Genomic DNA, 18920 nt, shown 5'->3' with positions numbered 1-18920 from the left:
TATAAATAAATATTACAGGTAAAAATTTTTAGAAAAATTCATGTATTCTTTATACAAATAAAAATTACAGATAATAAATCATAAAATTATAAATTTTGACCGATTTTTTACCTGTAATATCTTAAATTAATTATAATACATGAATGTATAAAAATTTTTTACCTGTAATTATAAAACAACGCTAAAATACATGTGTTTAATATATTTCCACTCCATCTTTACTTACTCTTGCAAGTATTAATGGTTTTAATTCTGGTTTTTGGTCACTTAATGTGTAACCTTCTAAAACTAGAGTTTCTGCGTCTTTAACAGATGATTCATCATTTGTATAAAGAATTGCTAATGTATCTCCTTCTTTCACTTCATCTCCTGTCTTTTTAACAAGTTTAATACCTGAAGCAAAGTCAATTACATCTTCCTTAGTTTTTCTACCAGCACCTAAAACTACTGATGATATCCCTATTTTTTCTGTATCCATTTCATAAACGTATCCTGAAGTTTTACATTTTACTTCATGGGCAATTGTTGCTTTTTCAAATTTGTCTAAATTTTCAACATATGAAGCATCTCCACCTTGAGCTTTTACAAAATCTACAAATTTGCTGAATGCTGTTCCATCATGTATAACTTTTCTAACTTTTTCTCTACAATTTTCTAATGTATCTAATTCAGTCATATATAATAGATTTGATGCAAGTTCAACACATACATTTGTTAAATCTTCTGGACCGTGACCTTGCAATGTTTGAGCTGCTTCAATAACTTCTAATGAATTACCAATATTGTATCCTAAAGGAATGTCCATTTCTGTAATTAATCCAATAGTTCTCTTTCCGGCATTTTCTCCTATTGAAACCATTTTACTTGCAAGTTCTATTGCGGAATCTAACGTTTTCATAAATGCACCGGAACCTGTTTTTACATCTAATACTATAGCATCATTACCTGCCGCTAATTTTTTTGACATTATTGACCCAGCAATAAGTGGTATACTATCAACTGTTGATGTAACATCTCTTAACGCATAAAGTTTTTTGTCTGCTGGTGCTAAATTACCAGTTTGACCAATTACTGAAACTCCTACTTCATTAACAATATCAATAAATTTTTGAGTTTCTAATGATGTATTCATCCCTGGAATAGATTCCATTTTATCTACAGTTCCGCCTGTGTGACCTAGTCCTCTGCCTGACATTTTAGCCATTTTAGCTCCAAATGATGCAACTATTGGTGCAATAACTAGTGTTGTTTTATCACCAACACCACCTGTTGAATGTTTATCTACTTTGATTCCCTTAATTGAAGAAAGATCTACAACATCCCCACTATCTCTCACTCCAAGAGTAAATTCTAACATTTCGTTATCAGTCATTCCCTTGAAATATATTGCCATCAGCATTGCTGATACTTGATAATCAGGTATTTCCCCCTTTACAAATCCATCTAAGAAATATTTAATTTCTTCCTTAGTTAATTCTTCACCGTGTTTTTTCTTTTCAATAAGATCTATCATTCTCATATTTTTATCCTTCCAAATTCTTAGCTCCAAATCCCAATGGTAGTAGCTGTTCTAAAGTATATTCTTCATAGTTATCTTCATCTATAGCAATAATTATCTTAAAAGTCTTTGGATCACAATAATCCATCATAACTTGTCTACATACACCACATGGAGGAGTTAGGTTAGTTACTTTTCCATTTTTACCACCAACTATAACTATGCTTTCAAATTCTAAAACACCTTCTGAAACGGCTTTGAAAAAAGCTGTTCTTTCAGCACAAATAGTAGGAGTATATGAAGCAGATTCAATATTTACACCTGTATATTTTTTACCATTTTTAGCAGTTAAAACTGATGATACCTTAAAATTTGAATAAATTGCTCTGGAAAATTTTAAGTTATCCAGAGCAAGTCTAATATCTTCTTTTATCATTAATAACCTTGAGCCTCTTCATTTCTTGCTAATTTTACTAATCTGCTTGTTCCAAGTCTTTCTGCACCTAATTCTATAAATCTTTGTGCATCATCTAATGATGAAATTCCACCAGCTGCTTTAATTTTCACGTGAGGTGCAACGTGTTTTTTGAATAATGCAATATCATCAAATGTTGCTCCACCTGTTGAAAATCCTGTTGATGTCTTAATAAAATCAGCACCTGATTCAGAAACTATTTCACACATTTTAACTTTTTCTTCTTCTGTTAACAATGCTGTTTCAATGATAACTTTTAAAATATTATCTCCACATGCTGCTTTAATTTCTTTAATTTCATTTAATACAAATTCATAATTTTTATTTTTCAATTCAGCGATATTTATAACCATATCAATTTCTGTTGCACCATTTTCGATAGCATCTTTTGTTTCAAAAACTTTTGTTGCTGTTGTTGAATATCCGTTTGGAAAACCGATTACTGTACATAATACCATTTTTCCTTCTGCATATTCTTTAGCTTTTTTTATATATGATGCTGGGATACATACTGAAGCTGTTTTATACTCAATAGCTTCATCTATTAATTTTTTTATATCTTCCCATGTTGCTGCTTGTGCTAATTGTGTATGATCTGCTTTACTTAAAATATTTTTAATATCCATTATCTAACTCCCTTTATATATGGTACACCATCAGCCTTTGGTGCTTCTGATTTACCTACAAATACTAATATTACCAATGTCATTACAAATGGTATCATCGCAATAAATTCTGATGGTATAAATGTTGAACCACCCAAATATACCGAAATCGCTTGAGCAAGCCCAAAAATTAAAGCTGCTCCATAAGCTCCATGTGGTGTCCATTTACCAAAAATAACAGCTGCTAATGCTATAAATCCTTGTCCTGCTATAGATGTTGTAGTAAAGTTTGAAAGTAATGAAAGTGTCACCGTACCACCACCTAATCCAGAAAAGAATCCAGACATTATAACTGCTAAATATCTAACTTTATATACATTAATTCCCAATGTATCTGCTGCCGCTGGATGTTCCCCAACTGATAATAATCTTAATCCCCATTTTGTTCTATATAGGAATATCCATAATAGAGTTACAATTATAAATGCAACGATTGAAGTTGCTTCTATACCAAATACTTTTGGTAATTTGTGTGTAACCGTTGGAGTATTTGCAGCTCCAAATAATACTTTAGAAATGAAAAATGCCATACCAGCACCAATCATATTAATCGCAATACCTGAAACTGTTTGATCCGCTCTAAATGTAACCGATGCAACTGCATGAATTAATCCAAAAACAGCCCCTGCAAATCCTGCTGCAATAAATCCAGTCCATGGACTACCTGTATAGTAAGAAACTGCTGCCCCTGTAAATGCTCCTATTGCCATCATTCCCTCTATACCGATATTTACAACACCTGATTTTTCAGATATTACGCCACCCATTGCTCCAAAAACTAGTGGAGTTGAATACATCAAAGTTATTATAATTATTGTTAATATACTATTCATTTTCTCCTCCTAGCTATTTGATTTATTATCTTTTTTCTTTAGTTTTCTACTTGCAATTTTATCTGCTAAATAAGGTAAAATATTTGCTAAAGCAATAAAGAATATAATACCACCAATTAAAATTGAAATAATTTCTGTTGGTGCATTATACTGCAATTGAATAATATTTCCACCAATTTTTAATACCGAGTATAAAATCGCAGCTAAAATTGTCCCTAAAATATTAGATCCAGCTATCAATGCAACTGATAACCCGTCAAATCCATAATTTTCAAAAGCTGCTAAACTTGTGATCTTATGTGGTGAAAGTGCCATAATATTTACAGCTCCTGCTAAACCGGCAATTGCCCCAGATATAGCCATAGCTCTGATTATATTTTTATTTACATTAATACCAGCAAATTCTGCTGCATGTTTGTTGAAACCTACAGCTCTTAATTGATATCCCAATGTTGATTTTTTAATAATATAATGTAAAACAATAGCAGCTATAACCGCAATAATAATTCCATAATTTATATCACTTCTACCTAAAATTTTACCTATCACTGGAACATTTACTATGCTTTGATAATCTCCAGCAGCTTTTTGTGCTGCAAATAATTTAATTTGTCCTGATATATTTATAGCATCTGTTCCCGACGTTTCTTGAATAAATAAAGGTGAAGATAAAGCTACATAATTATGAAAATGTAAAGCTATCCAATTCATCATTATTCCTGAAATAACTTCATGAACTCCAAATTTTGCTTTCAAAAATCCTGATAACCCACCAAAAATTATTCCAGCTAACATACCTACTAATAATAGTAATGGGATTTGAATAAACCATGGCAAATTTAACAATATACCAACTATTCCAGCCAAAGTAAATCCGAACATATATTGCCCTTCAGCACCAATGTTAAACAAACCTGTTTTAAATGCAAATGCAACAGATGCTCCTGTTAAAATTATAGGTGTTGCTTTTATAACTACTTCAGCAATATTTCTTTGACTACCAAATACTCCTACCATCATTTGCTTATAAGCTTCGATAGGATTTATTTTTGTTATTAACAATAAAACAGCACCTAATATCAATCCCAAAAATATAGCTAAAAGTGTTGTAAACAACTGATTAGTAAAAAGTTTATTTAATTTATTTTCTTTCATTTTTACCTCCAGCCATTAGTAATCCTATTTCTTTTTCCGTTTTTTCTCCTTGTAAAAATTCTTCTTGAATTTTCCCTTTGTATATTACACCTATTTTATCTGATACATTCATAACTTCATCTAATTCAAAAGAAATCAATAAAATAGCTTTTCCTTCATCTCTTTGGGAAATTAAAGCTTTATGAACATATTCTATCGCTCCTACATCAAGCCCCCTTGTAGGCTGAACAGCTATTAACAACTCCGGATTTGATGAAATTTCTCTGGCAATAATTAATTTTTGTTGATTCCCACCTGAAAGTGATCTTGCTTTTAATCCCTTACCATCGGCAGGTCTAACATCATAAGCAGTTATAAGCTCATCTGCAAATTTATTAATTTCTGCAAAATTTAAAATACCTCCATTTGAAAATGGCTTTTGTCCATAATTTCCTATTACAGAATTCTCCGCAACTGTAAAATCTGGAACGATACCTCTTTTAAGCCTATCTTCATGAATTGTTGCTATTTTGTTTTCTATTGTTGTTTTAGGTGTCGAATTTTGGATTTGAACTCCATTAATAGTAATGGTTCCCGATTTTACTTTTGTTAAATTAGTTATTGCTTCAACTAATTCTTTTTGACCATTACCATCAATACCTGCAATTCCATAAATTTCACCTTTTCTAATTTTTAAATTTAAATCTTTTACTGCAGCTATACTTCTATCGTCTTCAACCACTAAATTATTGATTTCAAAAATTACCTCTTTTGGTTCAGCTTTATTTTTATCAACTTTTAACTTAACTGCATGTCCAACCATCATAGTTGCTAAATCATTTGTACTAACGTCAAAAACATTAACTGTATCAATATATTTACCACGTCTAATAATTGTACACTCTGTTGCTGACTTTTTAATTTCATCCAATTTATGAGTGATAATTATAATAGTTTTTCCATGTTTGGTTAAATTATTCATTATTTCAATTAATTCTAATATTTCTTGAGGTGTTAAAACAGCTGTTGGCTCATCTAAAATTAGAATGTCCGCTTCTCTGTATAAAGCCTTTAAAATTTCAACTCTTTGTTGCATACCTACAGAAATATTTTCAATTTTTGCATCTAAATCAACATTTAATCCGTATTTATCTACTAACTCTTGAACTTTTTGTCTACTTTTTTTATAGTCTAAGAAAATTCCACTTTTAGTTATTTCTTTTCCTAATAAAATATTTTGAACAACTGTAAAATTATGAACCAACATAAAATGTTGATGAACCATACCTATACCATTTTTAATAGCAACACCTGGATCTTTAATGTTTTTTACCTCTCCATTGATTTTTATTTCACCTTCTTCGGCTTGATATAAACCATAAAGTACATTCATCAATGTAGATTTTCCAGCACCATTTTCACCTAATATAGCGTGAATAGTACCTTTTTTTACATTTAAATTTACATTATCAAGAGCTGTAAATGTACCAAATCTTTTAACAATACCTGTCATTTGTACTGCATATTTATTTCCTGACATCTTTTACTCCTTTATTATAAATAAAGAAGGGGTATGTATACCCCTTCAAATTAATTAGCCTTATATTTATTCCATGTTTCTTCATTGAATGGTGGTACAATTTTACCATCAATGATATCTTTTTGCTTTTGCATAGCTTTTTCATGTAATTCTTTTGGATATAATGATTTATCTGTGTGATCCGGGATACCTACTGCTGCTTCCTTTGAAGAATAAACTAGAGTTTTCCCACCAATCTTTTCACCTGATAAAATTTTATTTGTCACGTCATATATTGCAACATCTACTCTCTTTAATGCTGATGTCAAAACATTCTTTGGAGCTAATCTTGATTGATCTTGATCCACCCCAATTGCAAATTTATTAGCTTCTTTTGCCGCCTCAATAACACCTTTACCTGCACCCCCTGCAGCGTGGAAAACAACATCAGCACCACCATTAAAAATCTTTGTTGCTATTGATTTTCCCTTAGCTTCATCATTGAAGCTATCAGCATATTGTACAACCACTTCAATTTTTTTTCCTAACTCTTTGGCAGCATCTTTTACGCCTGCTCTGAAGCCATAATCGAATTGATCAATAATAACACCCTTTTTACCTCCAACAAATCCTACTTTATTTGTCTTAGTTGTATTAGCAGCGATATAACCCACCAAATATGAAGGCTCTTGTGCCTTAAATACTACTCCTGTTAAATTTGGTTGAGTTTTTTCATATGCATAATCAATTATTGCAAAATTTTTATCAGGAGATTGTTGCGCTGCCATTTCTACTTGATTAGCTAATAAGAAACCAATACCCCAAGCAACATCAACATTTTTATCTACTAATCGATTTAAATTTGGTAAATAATCAGAATCTTGATCAGATTGAATATATGTTACTTCTGCTCCGGTATCATTTTTTAACTTTTGTAAACCTTTCCACGCTGATTGGTTAAATGATTCATCATCAACTCCTCCCGTATCTGTAACCATACCTGCTAACTTACCCTTAAAATCTTTATCTGATTTTTTAGGTTCAACTTTTGTTTCTGATGATTTTTCTTCTTTCTTTATTTCATTTTGCTTTGTTGTACCACAAGCAACTAATGAAAATACAAGCACGAATGCTAATAAAAATGATAATAATTTTTTCATTTTTCTCCTCCATAAAATTTATACTTTATTGTATACATTTATTATATTATGTTTTTATATATTTCGCTAGTATTTTTTGAAAAAGTATTCACTATTATAATATATTTTAAATACAAAATTGAAAACATGTTCATTTTCAATACTTATCATAACTTTCAATATCAAAAGGTATCTTTATTTCTCCTTTTTTTATTTTTTCAATTAAAGGTAGTATTTTATCATAAGTTTTTTTGTCATAAATGTTATTTTCTTGATACTTTGAAACTCCAACTGCTCCTTCTTTAATTCCCAATACTTTTTTAGAACCATCAATTTTTTTTGTTCTTAAATAACCTTCTAATTCTGTTTTTATTACATTATCATATCTTTTTAACACAGAAATTATATGATTTGAAGGAGAAATTTTTGATTGATCTTCATCAAATCCAATATAATATTTATTATTTTTTCTTGCACTTTCGATGATTCCTAATCCTGTATTCCAAACGGTTTGATATATTATGTCAACTCCATCTTCATACATCTTATCAGCTATTTCACTACCTAGCTTTTCATTGTTAAAATCATCTATATTTTGAGAATAAAAATCTATAGACTTTTTTAATTCTTTTGAAGCTTGTAAAATCCCTGCCTTAAAACCATATTCATATGGATCATTAATTAATCCTTTTGTTGGCCCAACATATCCTATTTTATTTGTTTTAGTAACCAACCCTGCTAAATATCCTGCTAAATATGATGATTCTTCAGTTTTAAATAAAATTGAATTTACATTTTTTCTAATAGGATCTATAACCGTATCAATAGCTATAAAATTTGAATTTGGATTTGATTCAGCAGCATTTTCTAATTCATTATTAACTAAAAAACTATCTACAACTATCAAATCATTCTTTTTATTTTCTAAAATATTTTTTAATCTATTATTAAAACTTTGATTGTTATTTGAAATATAATAATTAAAATTAGATTCTTTTTTATTATTTTGAATTGAATCATATATTTGCTTTGCTCTTCCATCATTTTCAATATTTTCATTTAATAATACCAATGAAATATTTGTACTATTTTCATCATTTTTTTTACAAGATGTTATAAACATTACAAAAATTAACATAATAAATAATTTAACTAGTTTTTTATTCTTCATCTGTATTTTCCATTTCTTCTAATTGTTGATTTAATTCAAACCACTCTTCATCTATCTTTATTTTTTCTTCAGTAAGAATTTTTATCTTACCATTCAATTCACTAGTTTTTTCAAAGTCCTCATAGACTTCTTTTTTAGTAAATTCAATATTTATATCTTCTATTGTATTGTCTATTTCTTCAATTCTATTCTCTAATTTTTTTATAGATGTTTTAATCTGTTTAATCTTTTTATTAAAATCTTTTTCACGCCTAATTTCTTTTTTCTTTTGAGTTTTGTTGATAGTTTCATTATTATAAACATTCTCACTAGATTCTTGCTTAGATAAGTAATAATCATAATTTCCATTATAAATATTCAATTTTCCATCTTTAATTTCAAGAATAGTATCGCAAACTTTATTTAAAAAATATCTATCGTGACTAATCATAAATGCCGTTGCTTCATATGAATTTAAGGCATCTTCCAAAACTTCCTTTGAATCAATATCTAAATGGTTTGTAGGTTCATCCATAAGTAAGAAATTAGAGTCTGATAACATAAGCTCTAATAAAGTAATTCTAGACCTTTCACCCCCACTCAAATCTCCAACAATCTTAAAAATGTCATCTCCGATAAACATAAAACGTGCTAAATACGATCTTACATCATAATGTGTTAAACTAGGATATTTATCCCAAACTTCATCAATTATAGTTTTATCTAAATCTAAATTTTTTTGTTCTTGATCAAAATATTCTGGAAATACACTTTCTCCAAGTCTAACTTCTCCATCATCCGGCTTAAGTTTATGAAGTATCATCTTAAACAATGTCGTTTTACCAGTACCATTTCCACCTATAAGTCCAACTTTTTGACCTCTATAAATGTTAAATGAAATATCTTGATAAAGCATTTTATCATCAAACGACTTTGAAATATTAGAAACACTTAACACATCTTGTCCACTAACCCTTGCAGGTGTAAATTTCAACGCCATTTTATCATCAAAAATTTCCGGTCTATCCATTAATTTCATTTTATCCAATAATTTTTGTCTAGAGCGTGATTGAGAAATACCTCGTTTTCTCATAGATCCACCAAGGTTAGCAAATCTTTCAATTATCTCTTCTTGTCTTTCAATCTCTTTTTGTTGATTTTCATATGCTCTTTGAGCGACTTCTATTTCCTTTTTTCTTCTTTCAATGAAATTTGTATAATTGGTGTTATATATATTTAACTTTCCATTTTCCAGTAAGAATATTCTATTAGCCACTTTATCCAAGAAATATCTATCATGAGATATAAATACCACTAATTTTCTACTTTCTTTGATGATACTCTCAACAAATTCAATAGTCTGCATATCCAAGTGGTTTGTTGGCTCATCCAAAAATAATATATCCGAATCAGATATCAATAATTTTGCAAGCTCTAATCTAGATTTTTCTCCACCACTCAAATTTACAATATCATCATTAAATCTTTCTCTTCCAAATCCCATTCCTATAAGTACAGCTTCAATTTTATTTTCAAAATATGCTCCACCCAATTCAGAATATTGTTCAATAAGCTCGGTATATTTAATTGTATTTTTTTCTAATTCCTCTAAATCATCATGATTTTCTAATTTTTCCTCAAGTTCTTTAAGTCTTCTTTCAATATCATGAATATAATCAAAAACTTCAAGCATCTCTTCATAAATGGTCTTATCGCTATTTAAACTAATATTTTGATGCATATATCCAATTTTGACATTATTTCTTAAATAAACATTTCCTTCAAATTCGTTATCTTTTCCAGTAAGAATGTTAAACAAAGTAGTCTTCCCAGCCCCATTAGGCCCAACAATACCTACCTTATCACCAATATTTAAATTAAAACTTATATCTGAAAAAATTTCCTTAATTCCAAATGATTTAGCCAATTTACTAACTGTAATTTCTGCCATATTTACCTCAGAAATTATTATATCATTTATAAAAGAGCAATACAAAAAATCCACTTACGACACTGGTCCTCGGACCTGAAGTTCCTACGGAGGTGCCTGCGTGGATTTTTTGTATTGATTATTTATATCATTATCAAATAAGTATCACCTATTTTGAAAAATTATGTTTAATACAGCTAAAATTCCGGTAACTAAGATACCTATAATATAAAAATTTAGATATTTTTTCAACGGTGAAAAGTCCTTGTCCTTAAAACCTTTTATTGTTGTAAATAATAACATTACTAACAATATTATAAAAATTATAAGTAGTATCATTGTTATCTTGTTATGCATAAATATATCCATCTAATCTTCCATCTACTACATCTAGACCGTATGCTATAAGTCCACCTATAGAAGTTCCTACTAGCGTTAATGCTATATTTATTACCGCAGATAATGCCGACCCAATTGAAATCCCTACATACTTCATTACAACTGGAGTAACTGTTTTAGCCCATTTTCTACCATTATCCTTTAAATATTTTTTTAATGCATATCCTTGATAAGCTGAAACTCCCACACCGATAACTATTAATGCTACATCTATAGCTTTAGCTATATTCCCTCTATTATTCCACCAATGTTTTCCAAGACTTACTCCCCCATCCAAATATTCCATCTCTTCTTGTTCTATCTCTACATAATTTTGTGGTAATACTAATTCCATATTTTCCTCCTATTTTTATTTTTTTATGAAACTTACCGTTCTTTATGAATATCATAAAATTTGTAACATATGTCTATTTTTTATCTAATCATCTTAATAAGTTTGAAATTTTTATAAAATAATATACTAAATATTATAAAAATAAATGTCAAAAGTACATATTTTAAAATACTATTTGTTTGAACTGACAATAAATTAATATATAAATATGTTAAAAGTATGAATATAGGTAAACAAAATATCAAAAAAAATGGTATATAATGTTTTTTATTTACATATTCTTCAAATTTGTATTCTACATTTTGTATTACTTCTATATTTTTAAAAATTTCAATATTTAGTTTATCTACAAATTTCAAATTATCAAAATTTATGCAAGTTGATTTTATATTATTAAATAAATTTTCATCACTCATTCCTGTTAAAAGAATTAGTAAAAAATTAAAATAATAAAAAATTTTATTTAATATACTCCCTTCATAATATGGCAATATTTCAATAGAAAGTTGAGTTTGATTTTCGATTATAAAATTATTTTTTGATTTTAACTTTTCAAAAAATAGAATTTTTTTATCCGATTTTATTCTTACTAAATTTGGGAAATCTTCCTTATATTCTATAGACAATTTCATATTTTCATCCTAAAAGATCCAACCATTAAGATCTCCATCTAAATAATCAAGTGCATATGCTGCTACTCCTCCAATACTTGTAAAGTTTGAAGCCCCATCAACAATAAGATTTGCTATTCTATTTGCAGAAAATGAAATTGAAAAACCCAAAACTTTTGTTGCTACTGTTTTTACAGCTCCTGCAATTTTAGGTGCAAATTTTTTTATTAAACTTTGTGCAGCTTGTTTTCCTAAAAATTTTATCCCAGCAAGTGGAGCTAATGCAGGTATCGCAAGTAAAGCAATATCAAAACCTGCCGCTGCCAACCATCTTGGTACCCCACCCCCATCTAAATATTCCATCTCTTCTTGTTCTATCTCTACATAATTTTGTGGTAATACTAATTCCATATTTTACTCCTATTTTTATTATTTTTTCTTTAAGTTAAATATAGTGCATTTGAAAATTAATTTATTTCAAATGAAACTTTTTATTTATTTTTTAATAACTCTTTTAACAGCAAAACACTACTACTTATCGAAATACTTAAAAGCATCATAATTATTCGATTTTTATATTCAACATATTGAAAAAATTCTTTTATTTTATTTTGATCCATATTTTCTATAATATTCTTACTGTCCATTTTTGTTGAAAGTATATATGAAAAGATAAATACTACTGCTACAAGTATAAAGTATATAATATATACCTTTTTTATTTTTTTTAGTTTTACCATCTTGCCCCCTTAATATGAATAATAATTAAAAATATTATTCATATAAAATTATAAATAATTCGTTAAATAAAATTTAAAATTTATATATTGATGTTTTAGACTCTTCTAATGCATCCTTTACAATCGAATAATTACTTGCTAAAAATAAATAGATTAGATTATTTGATATAAAAATATATGATATAATTCCTAAAATTGAATAAATTGACCAATAAAAATTAAACTTTATAATATTTATATCTTTTAATTTTAAAATTATAGTCTTAAACTTAATATTAAAATAATAATTAATAATAAAATAAGTTAATATACTTAAGATATTAAATCTTTCAAATAAATTGAGCGATATATTTATAAAAATACTGTATAAGATAAACATACTTAATACCTTATTTCTAAATTCGTCATAATTAGAATAAATTTTTCTATTTATATTATTAAAATTAATTTTCATTTTATTAATATTATTTGATATTAATATTTCTATAATTAAATTTATAAGTAGCAATATAATATTAAAGGAGCTGTTGCAAAATAACTAAAAATGTTATTTTGTAATAGCTTTTACTTTTTAATTGAAATTTCAATATTTTGATATAATATATTTTTAATCTACTTTCTAAAAAATATCCAAATTATTTGATTTTTGGGTACAAAAAACTAAGGTAGCTAATTTTTATTTTTTTTTACTATGCTACTTTTTCTTCAACTGATATATATCTTGTAGGATTAAAATCTTTATTTAGAATTTTATATGTTAATGTATTTAAATTCATTTCTATAGCCATTAAATTCATTTCACTTAAAATGTTTTTAAGACCTTTATGTTTGAATCTACTATATTTTAATCCTTCTTTTAATTTTGAAAATGCTCCTTTAGCTTGAACAGAACGATTAACTCTTTCGTTAATTCCTTCATTTGAAGTTATATTTTCTAATGATTTTAATCTATATTTTTCAAAAATTTCAGTAAACCATATTGATTTAGTTTTTGTACCATTTAAATTCCAATCAAAACATTTATATACTTTAGAAATTGAAATATATCCACTTTTTTTAACTTTTTTTCTATCTTTTATCCTTAGAAAAATTTTCCTTTCCTCAGTTTTATATTGATCTAAATCTTTATCATAAATTAAATTTTCTCTAAATTCTTGTTTCTTCTTATATTTTCTTGTTTTTGATATCTCATAATTACTAGGTTTTATGAATGCTCTTAATTTTTTTTCATCTAAAAACACATAATTTTCTTCACTTTCATAACCAGCATCACATACAATTTTATCCATTTTATTTTTATATATTGGATAAAGTTTATTTATTAAAAGAGGTAATGTATACATATCAGAAGGATGGTGAGAACCATAAATTCCTAAAATGAAGTTTCCACTTGTTGCAAATTGTATATTATATGCCGGTTTTAATTGTCCATTTAACATATGATCATCTTTCATTCTCATAAAAGTTGCATCATGATCGGTTTTTGAATAACTATTTCTTTCTCCCATAATTTTCAAATGCTTATTGTATTCTAAAAATTTAGTTAGATACTGATCAATTAACTCACATTTTTTTTGTGTATCTGTTTTTCTTTTTCCTTTTCCATGTACAATTACTATATTTTCTGATTCAATTTTTTTTGAAATTTTTTTATTCTCATTTTCTAAAAACTTAATTAAAGAGTTTTCTTCGATAGTTTCATCAAGATTGAAATATTTAATTACTTTTTTTATTAACTTATCCTTAAATTTAATAACCGCCTTTTTCCATACAAAAGTGTATTTATTAGCATTTGCTTCAATTTTTGTTCCATCAATGTAAATACTAGAAGCATCTAAAAGGTTATTATCAATTAAAAACTTATTATTTTTTTCTAATATTTTTTCTACAAAAGGTTCTAATTTTTGTCTAAATCTATTGATAGTAGAATGATCCGGAGATTTTTGTCCTTGAAGTAAATACAAAATTCTAAGATCATATTTACACATTTTCTCTATTTCTCTTGATGATTTGATGCCTTCTGAATAACAATAGATTAAAATCTGAAACATTGAAATTGGGTCTATTACTGGTTTTCTCCCTTTTTGAGAGTAAGCATTTTTTATTAAATCTAAGTTTAATTCCTTTACTAAATTTTGCAAAACCATTAATTTAGCGTCATTTTCAACCACAACATCAGTATTAAAATCCATTTTAACTTGAATTTGTCCATGATTTAAATTAAAATTTAAGCATGGTATATTATTTTTACTTTTCATATTAATATTATACCAAAAACAAGCCCTAGATTTTAACATCTAGGGCTTGTTTTATGTTTTTATTAAATTTTTGTAATTTAAAGGCTATTTTTTATTTTGCAACAGCCCCCTTATTTTTTGTCCTCATGTAAATTACTTGGACTATTATTCAATTTATTCTTTTTAGCTTCAAGTACCATTTGAGTACCAGTAGCCATTTTTCATTCTCTTTATATCTTGTAATTAAGCCATTTTATAAAATTTTGCGACTATTCTCATTCACATCTCATTCTAAAAATGCTTCGGTCGCGTTTTTCTTCATTCGATGAGGAAGGGCCAGACATCGACTCACACTTCACTTCGTTCGTGCTTGCCGTGTCATGACGTAAAATTGTGACTTGTCACAATTTTATTCCCATCCTGCGATTATACAAAAAAAACGGAAGATTTAAGTACGTTTTTAGATTTTTTCTGCCATTCCACTTCCGTTTCCAGTTCTAAAAATTAGAGCAATATAATTATTTCTTATAATGATAGGTATATAAATACAAATATTTAATCCAAAAACAGAGTTAGAATTTTGTTACTCTAACTCTGAAATAATTGCTACTTTAATTCTCCATCAACACTATTTGACAAAGAACCCAAACATTTTGTTTTTCAAAATGGTTAATTACTTATTTAATTTTTATGGATTGATTTCCAAGTTTTTCTAAATTCATCAGTATATCCTTCAAGTTCGATTCTTTTAATTTGCATATTCAAATCATCGTCACCAAATATATCTATTGGTTCATTACCAAAATAGTATTTAAATGATGTTTCATTCCCATACGTAGATACACTTTCGTTGTATAAATCTTTACATTTTTTTATAAGTTTTTCAGAAGTATTTGAATCATAGTTAGAATGCAAAGCTAATCTAACTATAGCTTGATTAGCTATCGTAATAATTTTTATACTTTTAAAAAATTTATCATCTTCAGACTTTATACTATCTATAAATTTTTCATACCAAAGCAATAAATTATATGCCTCTTTATAGTTTTTTAATTTTTTTAAGGTTTCTACTACACCATCAATAATTATCATTGTATCTGTTATATTTTTTATATAAGACCTAGACAAATATTCTAAGGCTTCATAGGAGGTATTATTTCTTAAAGATAAATAAACTCCAATTAAAATATCATGCACATTGTCATCATTATTATCTTTTAATAAAGATATAGATTTATCTACCTCGTTTATAGAACTATAAGCATTAGCAAGTTCCACTATGATTTGTTGTTTTGATACCTTAAAATTTTCACTGTAATCCAATAAATATAATGATTTATATAGTAACTCAATTCCTTTTTTTATCTCTTCATTTTGTTCTTCATAAATTCCAAAATAAATGTAAAATAAAGCAGATCTATATATTATTTCTAAATTATTCGGATAATATTTTAGTCCATTTTTAATAATATCCTGTTTATCAATAAAATCTTTATTTTTCAAAGCTTCCTTAATTGTTCTTAAAAAATAATACGTTCCATTTGGTTCTAGTACATATCCAATTAAAAAATCAACAGACACTCCAAATATTTGAGCTAATTTTATTAGATTAGTAATATCCGGAGTAGTTTCTCCAGATTCCCATTTTGATACCGCTCCAGTACTTACATCTGCATACTCTGCAAGTTTTTCCTGACTATATCCTTTTTCTTTCCTTAGATTTCTAATATTTTTATGTATATTTTTTTTCATGATAACTTCCTTTTAATAAAAGTATATCATTTTATTATAATTAAATCATCAAATAAGCTCTCATTTTCTTTGTTTATAGAATGATCTACCATTATCACCCCTCTATCATTTTTATTTAAGAGTTTTTCGTATAAAAATAATTTACTTTCAATATCAATGTTAGAAGTTGCCTCATCTAAAACTATTGTATCTACATCTCTCAATAAATGTCTAGCGAGTATGAACCTTTGTTTTTGGCCACCAGATAAATTTTTGCCTTGATCTGTAATCTTATAATCTAGTTGTCCTGGAAGACCTTTAACAAATTCAACTAATCCCAAAGTTGCTAAAACTTCCCAAATTTGTGAATCATTTACATCCAAGTTAAGTTTAATATTATTTCTTATGGTATCAATAAATAATTTAGGTGATTGCTGCATATATGCGATTTTATTAAATATTTCCTCTTTAGTAATTACAGAAACATTATTGTCATCAATGTTAACAATCCCTGAGTTAACTTTATATAATCCTAATATTAAATGAAGTAGTGTACTTTTACCACTACCATTCGCACCTTTTATAAGAGTTTTATTAAAGTTGTTAATATCTAAATCTGGAAAATTTAACTTTTCACTATTATCGTTATAACTAAAACATAAGTCCTTTGTTTCTATTTTAAATTTATCATTTAATTCTATAAATTTATTCTGGTTTAAAGCACGTTTCTCAATGTTTTCATATTTCTTAAAGAAAACATTTGAACTTTTAATAGAAATTAGACTATTAACTATTCCAGAAATCCCACCCATAAACACCTGTCCTAAGCCAGCCATTGCAAGGATAGAGCCGATTGGAGCTTTTCCAAGGCTTACAAAAATCATTGTTAATCCCAATAAGCATAATTGGGAGAAAGAAGATAACCCAGCTGAATAGACTGCAGTTTTGAGTTGGATTATTAAAAATTGAAAATAATTTAACTCATAGACATTGCTATATTGTTTCAATCTAGCATCAAAATAATCTTCACTATTGCTAACATATAAATCCGGAAATCCTTCAATCAAAGATTTTACTTTAGAAATATATGATTCTTCTTCTTTTGTATGTTTTTCTCCGATTTTTTGAATTGTATTATTCATTAGTTTTGGTAGAAATACCATTGTAATAGATAAAACTGTTGTAGTCACTGAAATCCAAATATTGAAAGTTGCTATAGCTATAAAAGTACCTATTACACTTGTTATTGAATGTATAATATTAAAAACTCCTTCAAAACATCTATTGTCTATCTCTTTAATATCATTAGTAAACCATGCTAAATATGTTCCAGAATCACGTTTAATAAAATTCTCGTAGTCCTGATGTATTATTTTATTTGACAATTCTAACCTAACTTCATTTCGAAGTCTTGATTGTAATTTTGATTGATAATAGTACTTTGTATACAATGATGTTAAGGACATTATATCTATAAATAGGATAACAAATATCACTTTAAATACATCTTTAATAGTAGTATTATCTTTGTCAAATATATTTACCATAAAAGAAAGACTATAACCTGATAATACACTTAATAAAGAATATATTATAATTAGTACTACAACACCTATAAACAACTTTTTGTGCTTATTAATTATTTTATTTATCATTTTGTTCATGAATTAACTCCATTTCTCTATCTAAGAATGGTATAAAATTATATTTTTTTTGCTTTACAAGTCTATCTAGGAACAATGCAATTCCACTAGACCCATAATCAAATGAAAATGAAAGATTTTCTCCATCCCTTGTATATCCTGATATAAATTTATTATTTATATGTAATGAATTACTTATATCATTCGCCATTCTTTTTGCAACATTTAGATATTTAACATCTCCAACTATAAAATAACAATCTAGAAATGTGTTCGCAATACCTGACATCCCTTCAAATAAACCTGTATGAAGTGATAAATTATATATTAAAGAGTCCATTATTGTAATCGCTATCTTCTTATATTCAATATTTTTAGTATACAAATAATATCTTAATAGAACAGATGCAACACCTACACTTCCATTCATAAAATATGGAGAGCTTATATTAGATTGATCTTGTTTTAATAAAATACACCCAAACTTGTCTTCTATCAAATTATTGAGATCGTTCTGTTTTTTATTTTATTATATATTTATGAGTCACATCCTCTGCAGCATATACTTTTTAAACTATTGATTTCAAATCCTGATGGTTTAGTTACCGGTAATTTTTATAAATCTAAAATATTCATTCAACACTCCTTTTATTTTTTTCAAATTAATATTGTTGATAAAGCTAATATAAGCATATCTAAATACTAATTAATACGCAATATAGTGTAGATACAATTATTTTATTTTTTTTATATCTTCACTATATGTAAATATTCTATTTTTTGAAAACATTTATAATATTTTAAGAAAATCTAGAAAATATTCATCCTATAAAAGACAGGTAGGAAAAATATCAGACAACAAAATAAAAAGAAATTTTAAAG

18 protein-coding genes are annotated in these 18920 nt (G+C 27.0%); all 18 read right to left on the bottom strand.

The window, feature by feature from the left end; genetic code table 11:
• Nucleotides 1–196 precede the first annotated feature (196 nt).
• The gene (locus ABGF48_RS07975) at nt 197–1519 is read right to left on the bottom strand and encodes a pyrimidine-nucleoside phosphorylase (RefSeq protein WP_408105809.1); all 1323 of its coding nucleotides are present in this window, start codon (nt 1517–1519) and stop codon (nt 197–199) included.
• A gap of 4 nt (nt 1520–1523) precedes the next feature.
• Nucleotides 1524–1934 carry a cytidine deaminase gene (cdd, locus tag ABGF48_RS07970; protein WP_408105808.1) on the bottom strand — a complete coding sequence of 137 codons (411 nt, stop codon included), beginning with the start codon at nt 1932–1934 and terminating at the stop codon, nt 1524–1526.
• Nucleotides 1934–2599 carry a deoxyribose-phosphate aldolase gene (gene deoC, locus ABGF48_RS07965; protein ID WP_408105807.1) on the bottom strand — a complete coding sequence of 222 codons (666 nt, stop codon included), beginning with the start codon at nt 2597–2599 and terminating at the stop codon, nt 1934–1936. The genes cdd and deoC overlap by 1 nt, the downstream gene beginning before the upstream one ends.
• Nucleotides 2599–3471: an ABC transporter permease gene (locus ABGF48_RS07960; protein ID WP_408105806.1), complete on the bottom strand. Its 873-nt coding sequence runs from the start codon at nt 3469–3471 to the stop codon at nt 2599–2601. Before ABGF48_RS07960 ends, deoC begins: the two co-directional genes overlap by 1 nt.
• A gap of 9 nt (nt 3472–3480) precedes the next feature.
• Entirely contained in the window at nt 3481–4626 is a 1146-nt protein-coding gene (locus tag ABGF48_RS07955) for an ABC transporter permease (protein WP_408105805.1), read from the bottom strand.
• Entirely contained in the window at nt 4613–6145 is a 1533-nt protein-coding gene (locus ABGF48_RS07950) for an ABC transporter ATP-binding protein (RefSeq protein ID WP_408105804.1), read from the bottom strand. Before ABGF48_RS07950 ends, ABGF48_RS07955 begins: the two co-directional genes overlap by 14 nt.
• 50 nt (nt 6146–6195) lie before the next feature.
• Entirely contained in the window at nt 6196–7284 is a 1089-nt protein-coding gene (locus tag ABGF48_RS07945) for a BMP family ABC transporter substrate-binding protein (RefSeq protein WP_408105803.1), read from the bottom strand.
• Between the two features lie 136 nt (nt 7285–7420).
• The gene (locus ABGF48_RS07940; RefSeq protein ID WP_408105802.1) at nt 7421–8434 is read right to left on the bottom strand and encodes a BMP family ABC transporter substrate-binding protein; all 1014 of its coding nucleotides are present in this window, start codon (nt 8432–8434) and stop codon (nt 7421–7423) included.
• Complete coding sequence (locus ABGF48_RS07935; RefSeq protein ID WP_408105801.1) at nt 8424–10364, bottom strand: ABC transporter ATP-binding protein; 1941 nt, start codon at nt 10362–10364, stop codon at nt 8424–8426. The genes ABGF48_RS07940 and ABGF48_RS07935 overlap by 11 nt, the downstream gene beginning before the upstream one ends.
• 328 nt (nt 10365–10692) lie before the next feature.
• A complete protein-coding gene (locus ABGF48_RS07930; RefSeq protein WP_408105800.1) occupies nt 10693–11076 on the bottom strand; it encodes a hypothetical protein in 384 nt (127 codons plus the stop codon).
• A gap of 80 nt (nt 11077–11156) precedes the next feature.
• Nucleotides 11157–11708, bottom strand: a complete 552-nt coding sequence (locus tag ABGF48_RS07925) for a hypothetical protein (protein WP_408105799.1) — start codon at nt 11706–11708, stop codon at nt 11157–11159.
• A gap of 9 nt (nt 11709–11717) precedes the next feature.
• Nucleotides 11718–12098, bottom strand: a complete 381-nt coding sequence (locus tag ABGF48_RS07920) for a hypothetical protein (protein WP_408105798.1) — start codon at nt 12096–12098, stop codon at nt 11718–11720.
• Between the two features lie 80 nt (nt 12099–12178).
• Nucleotides 12179–12427 carry a hypothetical protein gene (locus ABGF48_RS07915; RefSeq protein ID WP_408105797.1) on the bottom strand — a complete coding sequence of 83 codons (249 nt, stop codon included), beginning with the start codon at nt 12425–12427 and terminating at the stop codon, nt 12179–12181.
• A 73-nt stretch (nt 12428–12500) separates the two neighbouring features.
• Entirely contained in the window at nt 12501–12881 is a 381-nt protein-coding gene (locus ABGF48_RS07910; protein ID WP_408105796.1) for a hypothetical protein, read from the bottom strand.
• Between the two features lie 235 nt (nt 12882–13116).
• Nucleotides 13117–14685 carry a transposase gene (locus ABGF48_RS07905; RefSeq protein WP_408105795.1) on the bottom strand — a complete coding sequence of 523 codons (1569 nt, stop codon included), beginning with the start codon at nt 14683–14685 and terminating at the stop codon, nt 13117–13119.
• A gap of 660 nt (nt 14686–15345) precedes the next feature.
• Nucleotides 15346–16416: a helix-turn-helix domain-containing protein gene (locus tag ABGF48_RS07900; protein ID WP_408105794.1), complete on the bottom strand. Its 1071-nt coding sequence runs from the start codon at nt 16414–16416 to the stop codon at nt 15346–15348.
• 26 nt (nt 16417–16442) lie between these two features.
• Complete coding sequence (locus ABGF48_RS07895) at nt 16443–18059, bottom strand: ATP-binding cassette domain-containing protein (protein WP_408105793.1); 1617 nt, start codon at nt 18057–18059, stop codon at nt 16443–16445.
• Complete coding sequence (locus ABGF48_RS07890; protein WP_408105792.1) at nt 18040–18537, bottom strand: lanthionine synthetase LanC family protein; 498 nt, start codon at nt 18535–18537, stop codon at nt 18040–18042. The genes ABGF48_RS07895 and ABGF48_RS07890 overlap by 20 nt, the downstream gene beginning before the upstream one ends.
• Between the last annotated feature and the right edge of the window lie 383 nt (nt 18538–18920).

It is taken from the genome of Helcococcus bovis (genome assembly GCF_046035835.1).
Taxonomy (GTDB): Bacteria; Bacillota; Clostridia; order Tissierellales; family Peptoniphilaceae; genus Helcococcus; species Helcococcus bovis.
Note: the sequence above shows the minus strand (reverse complement) of the source record. Positions and strands in the feature narration are given on the sequence as shown.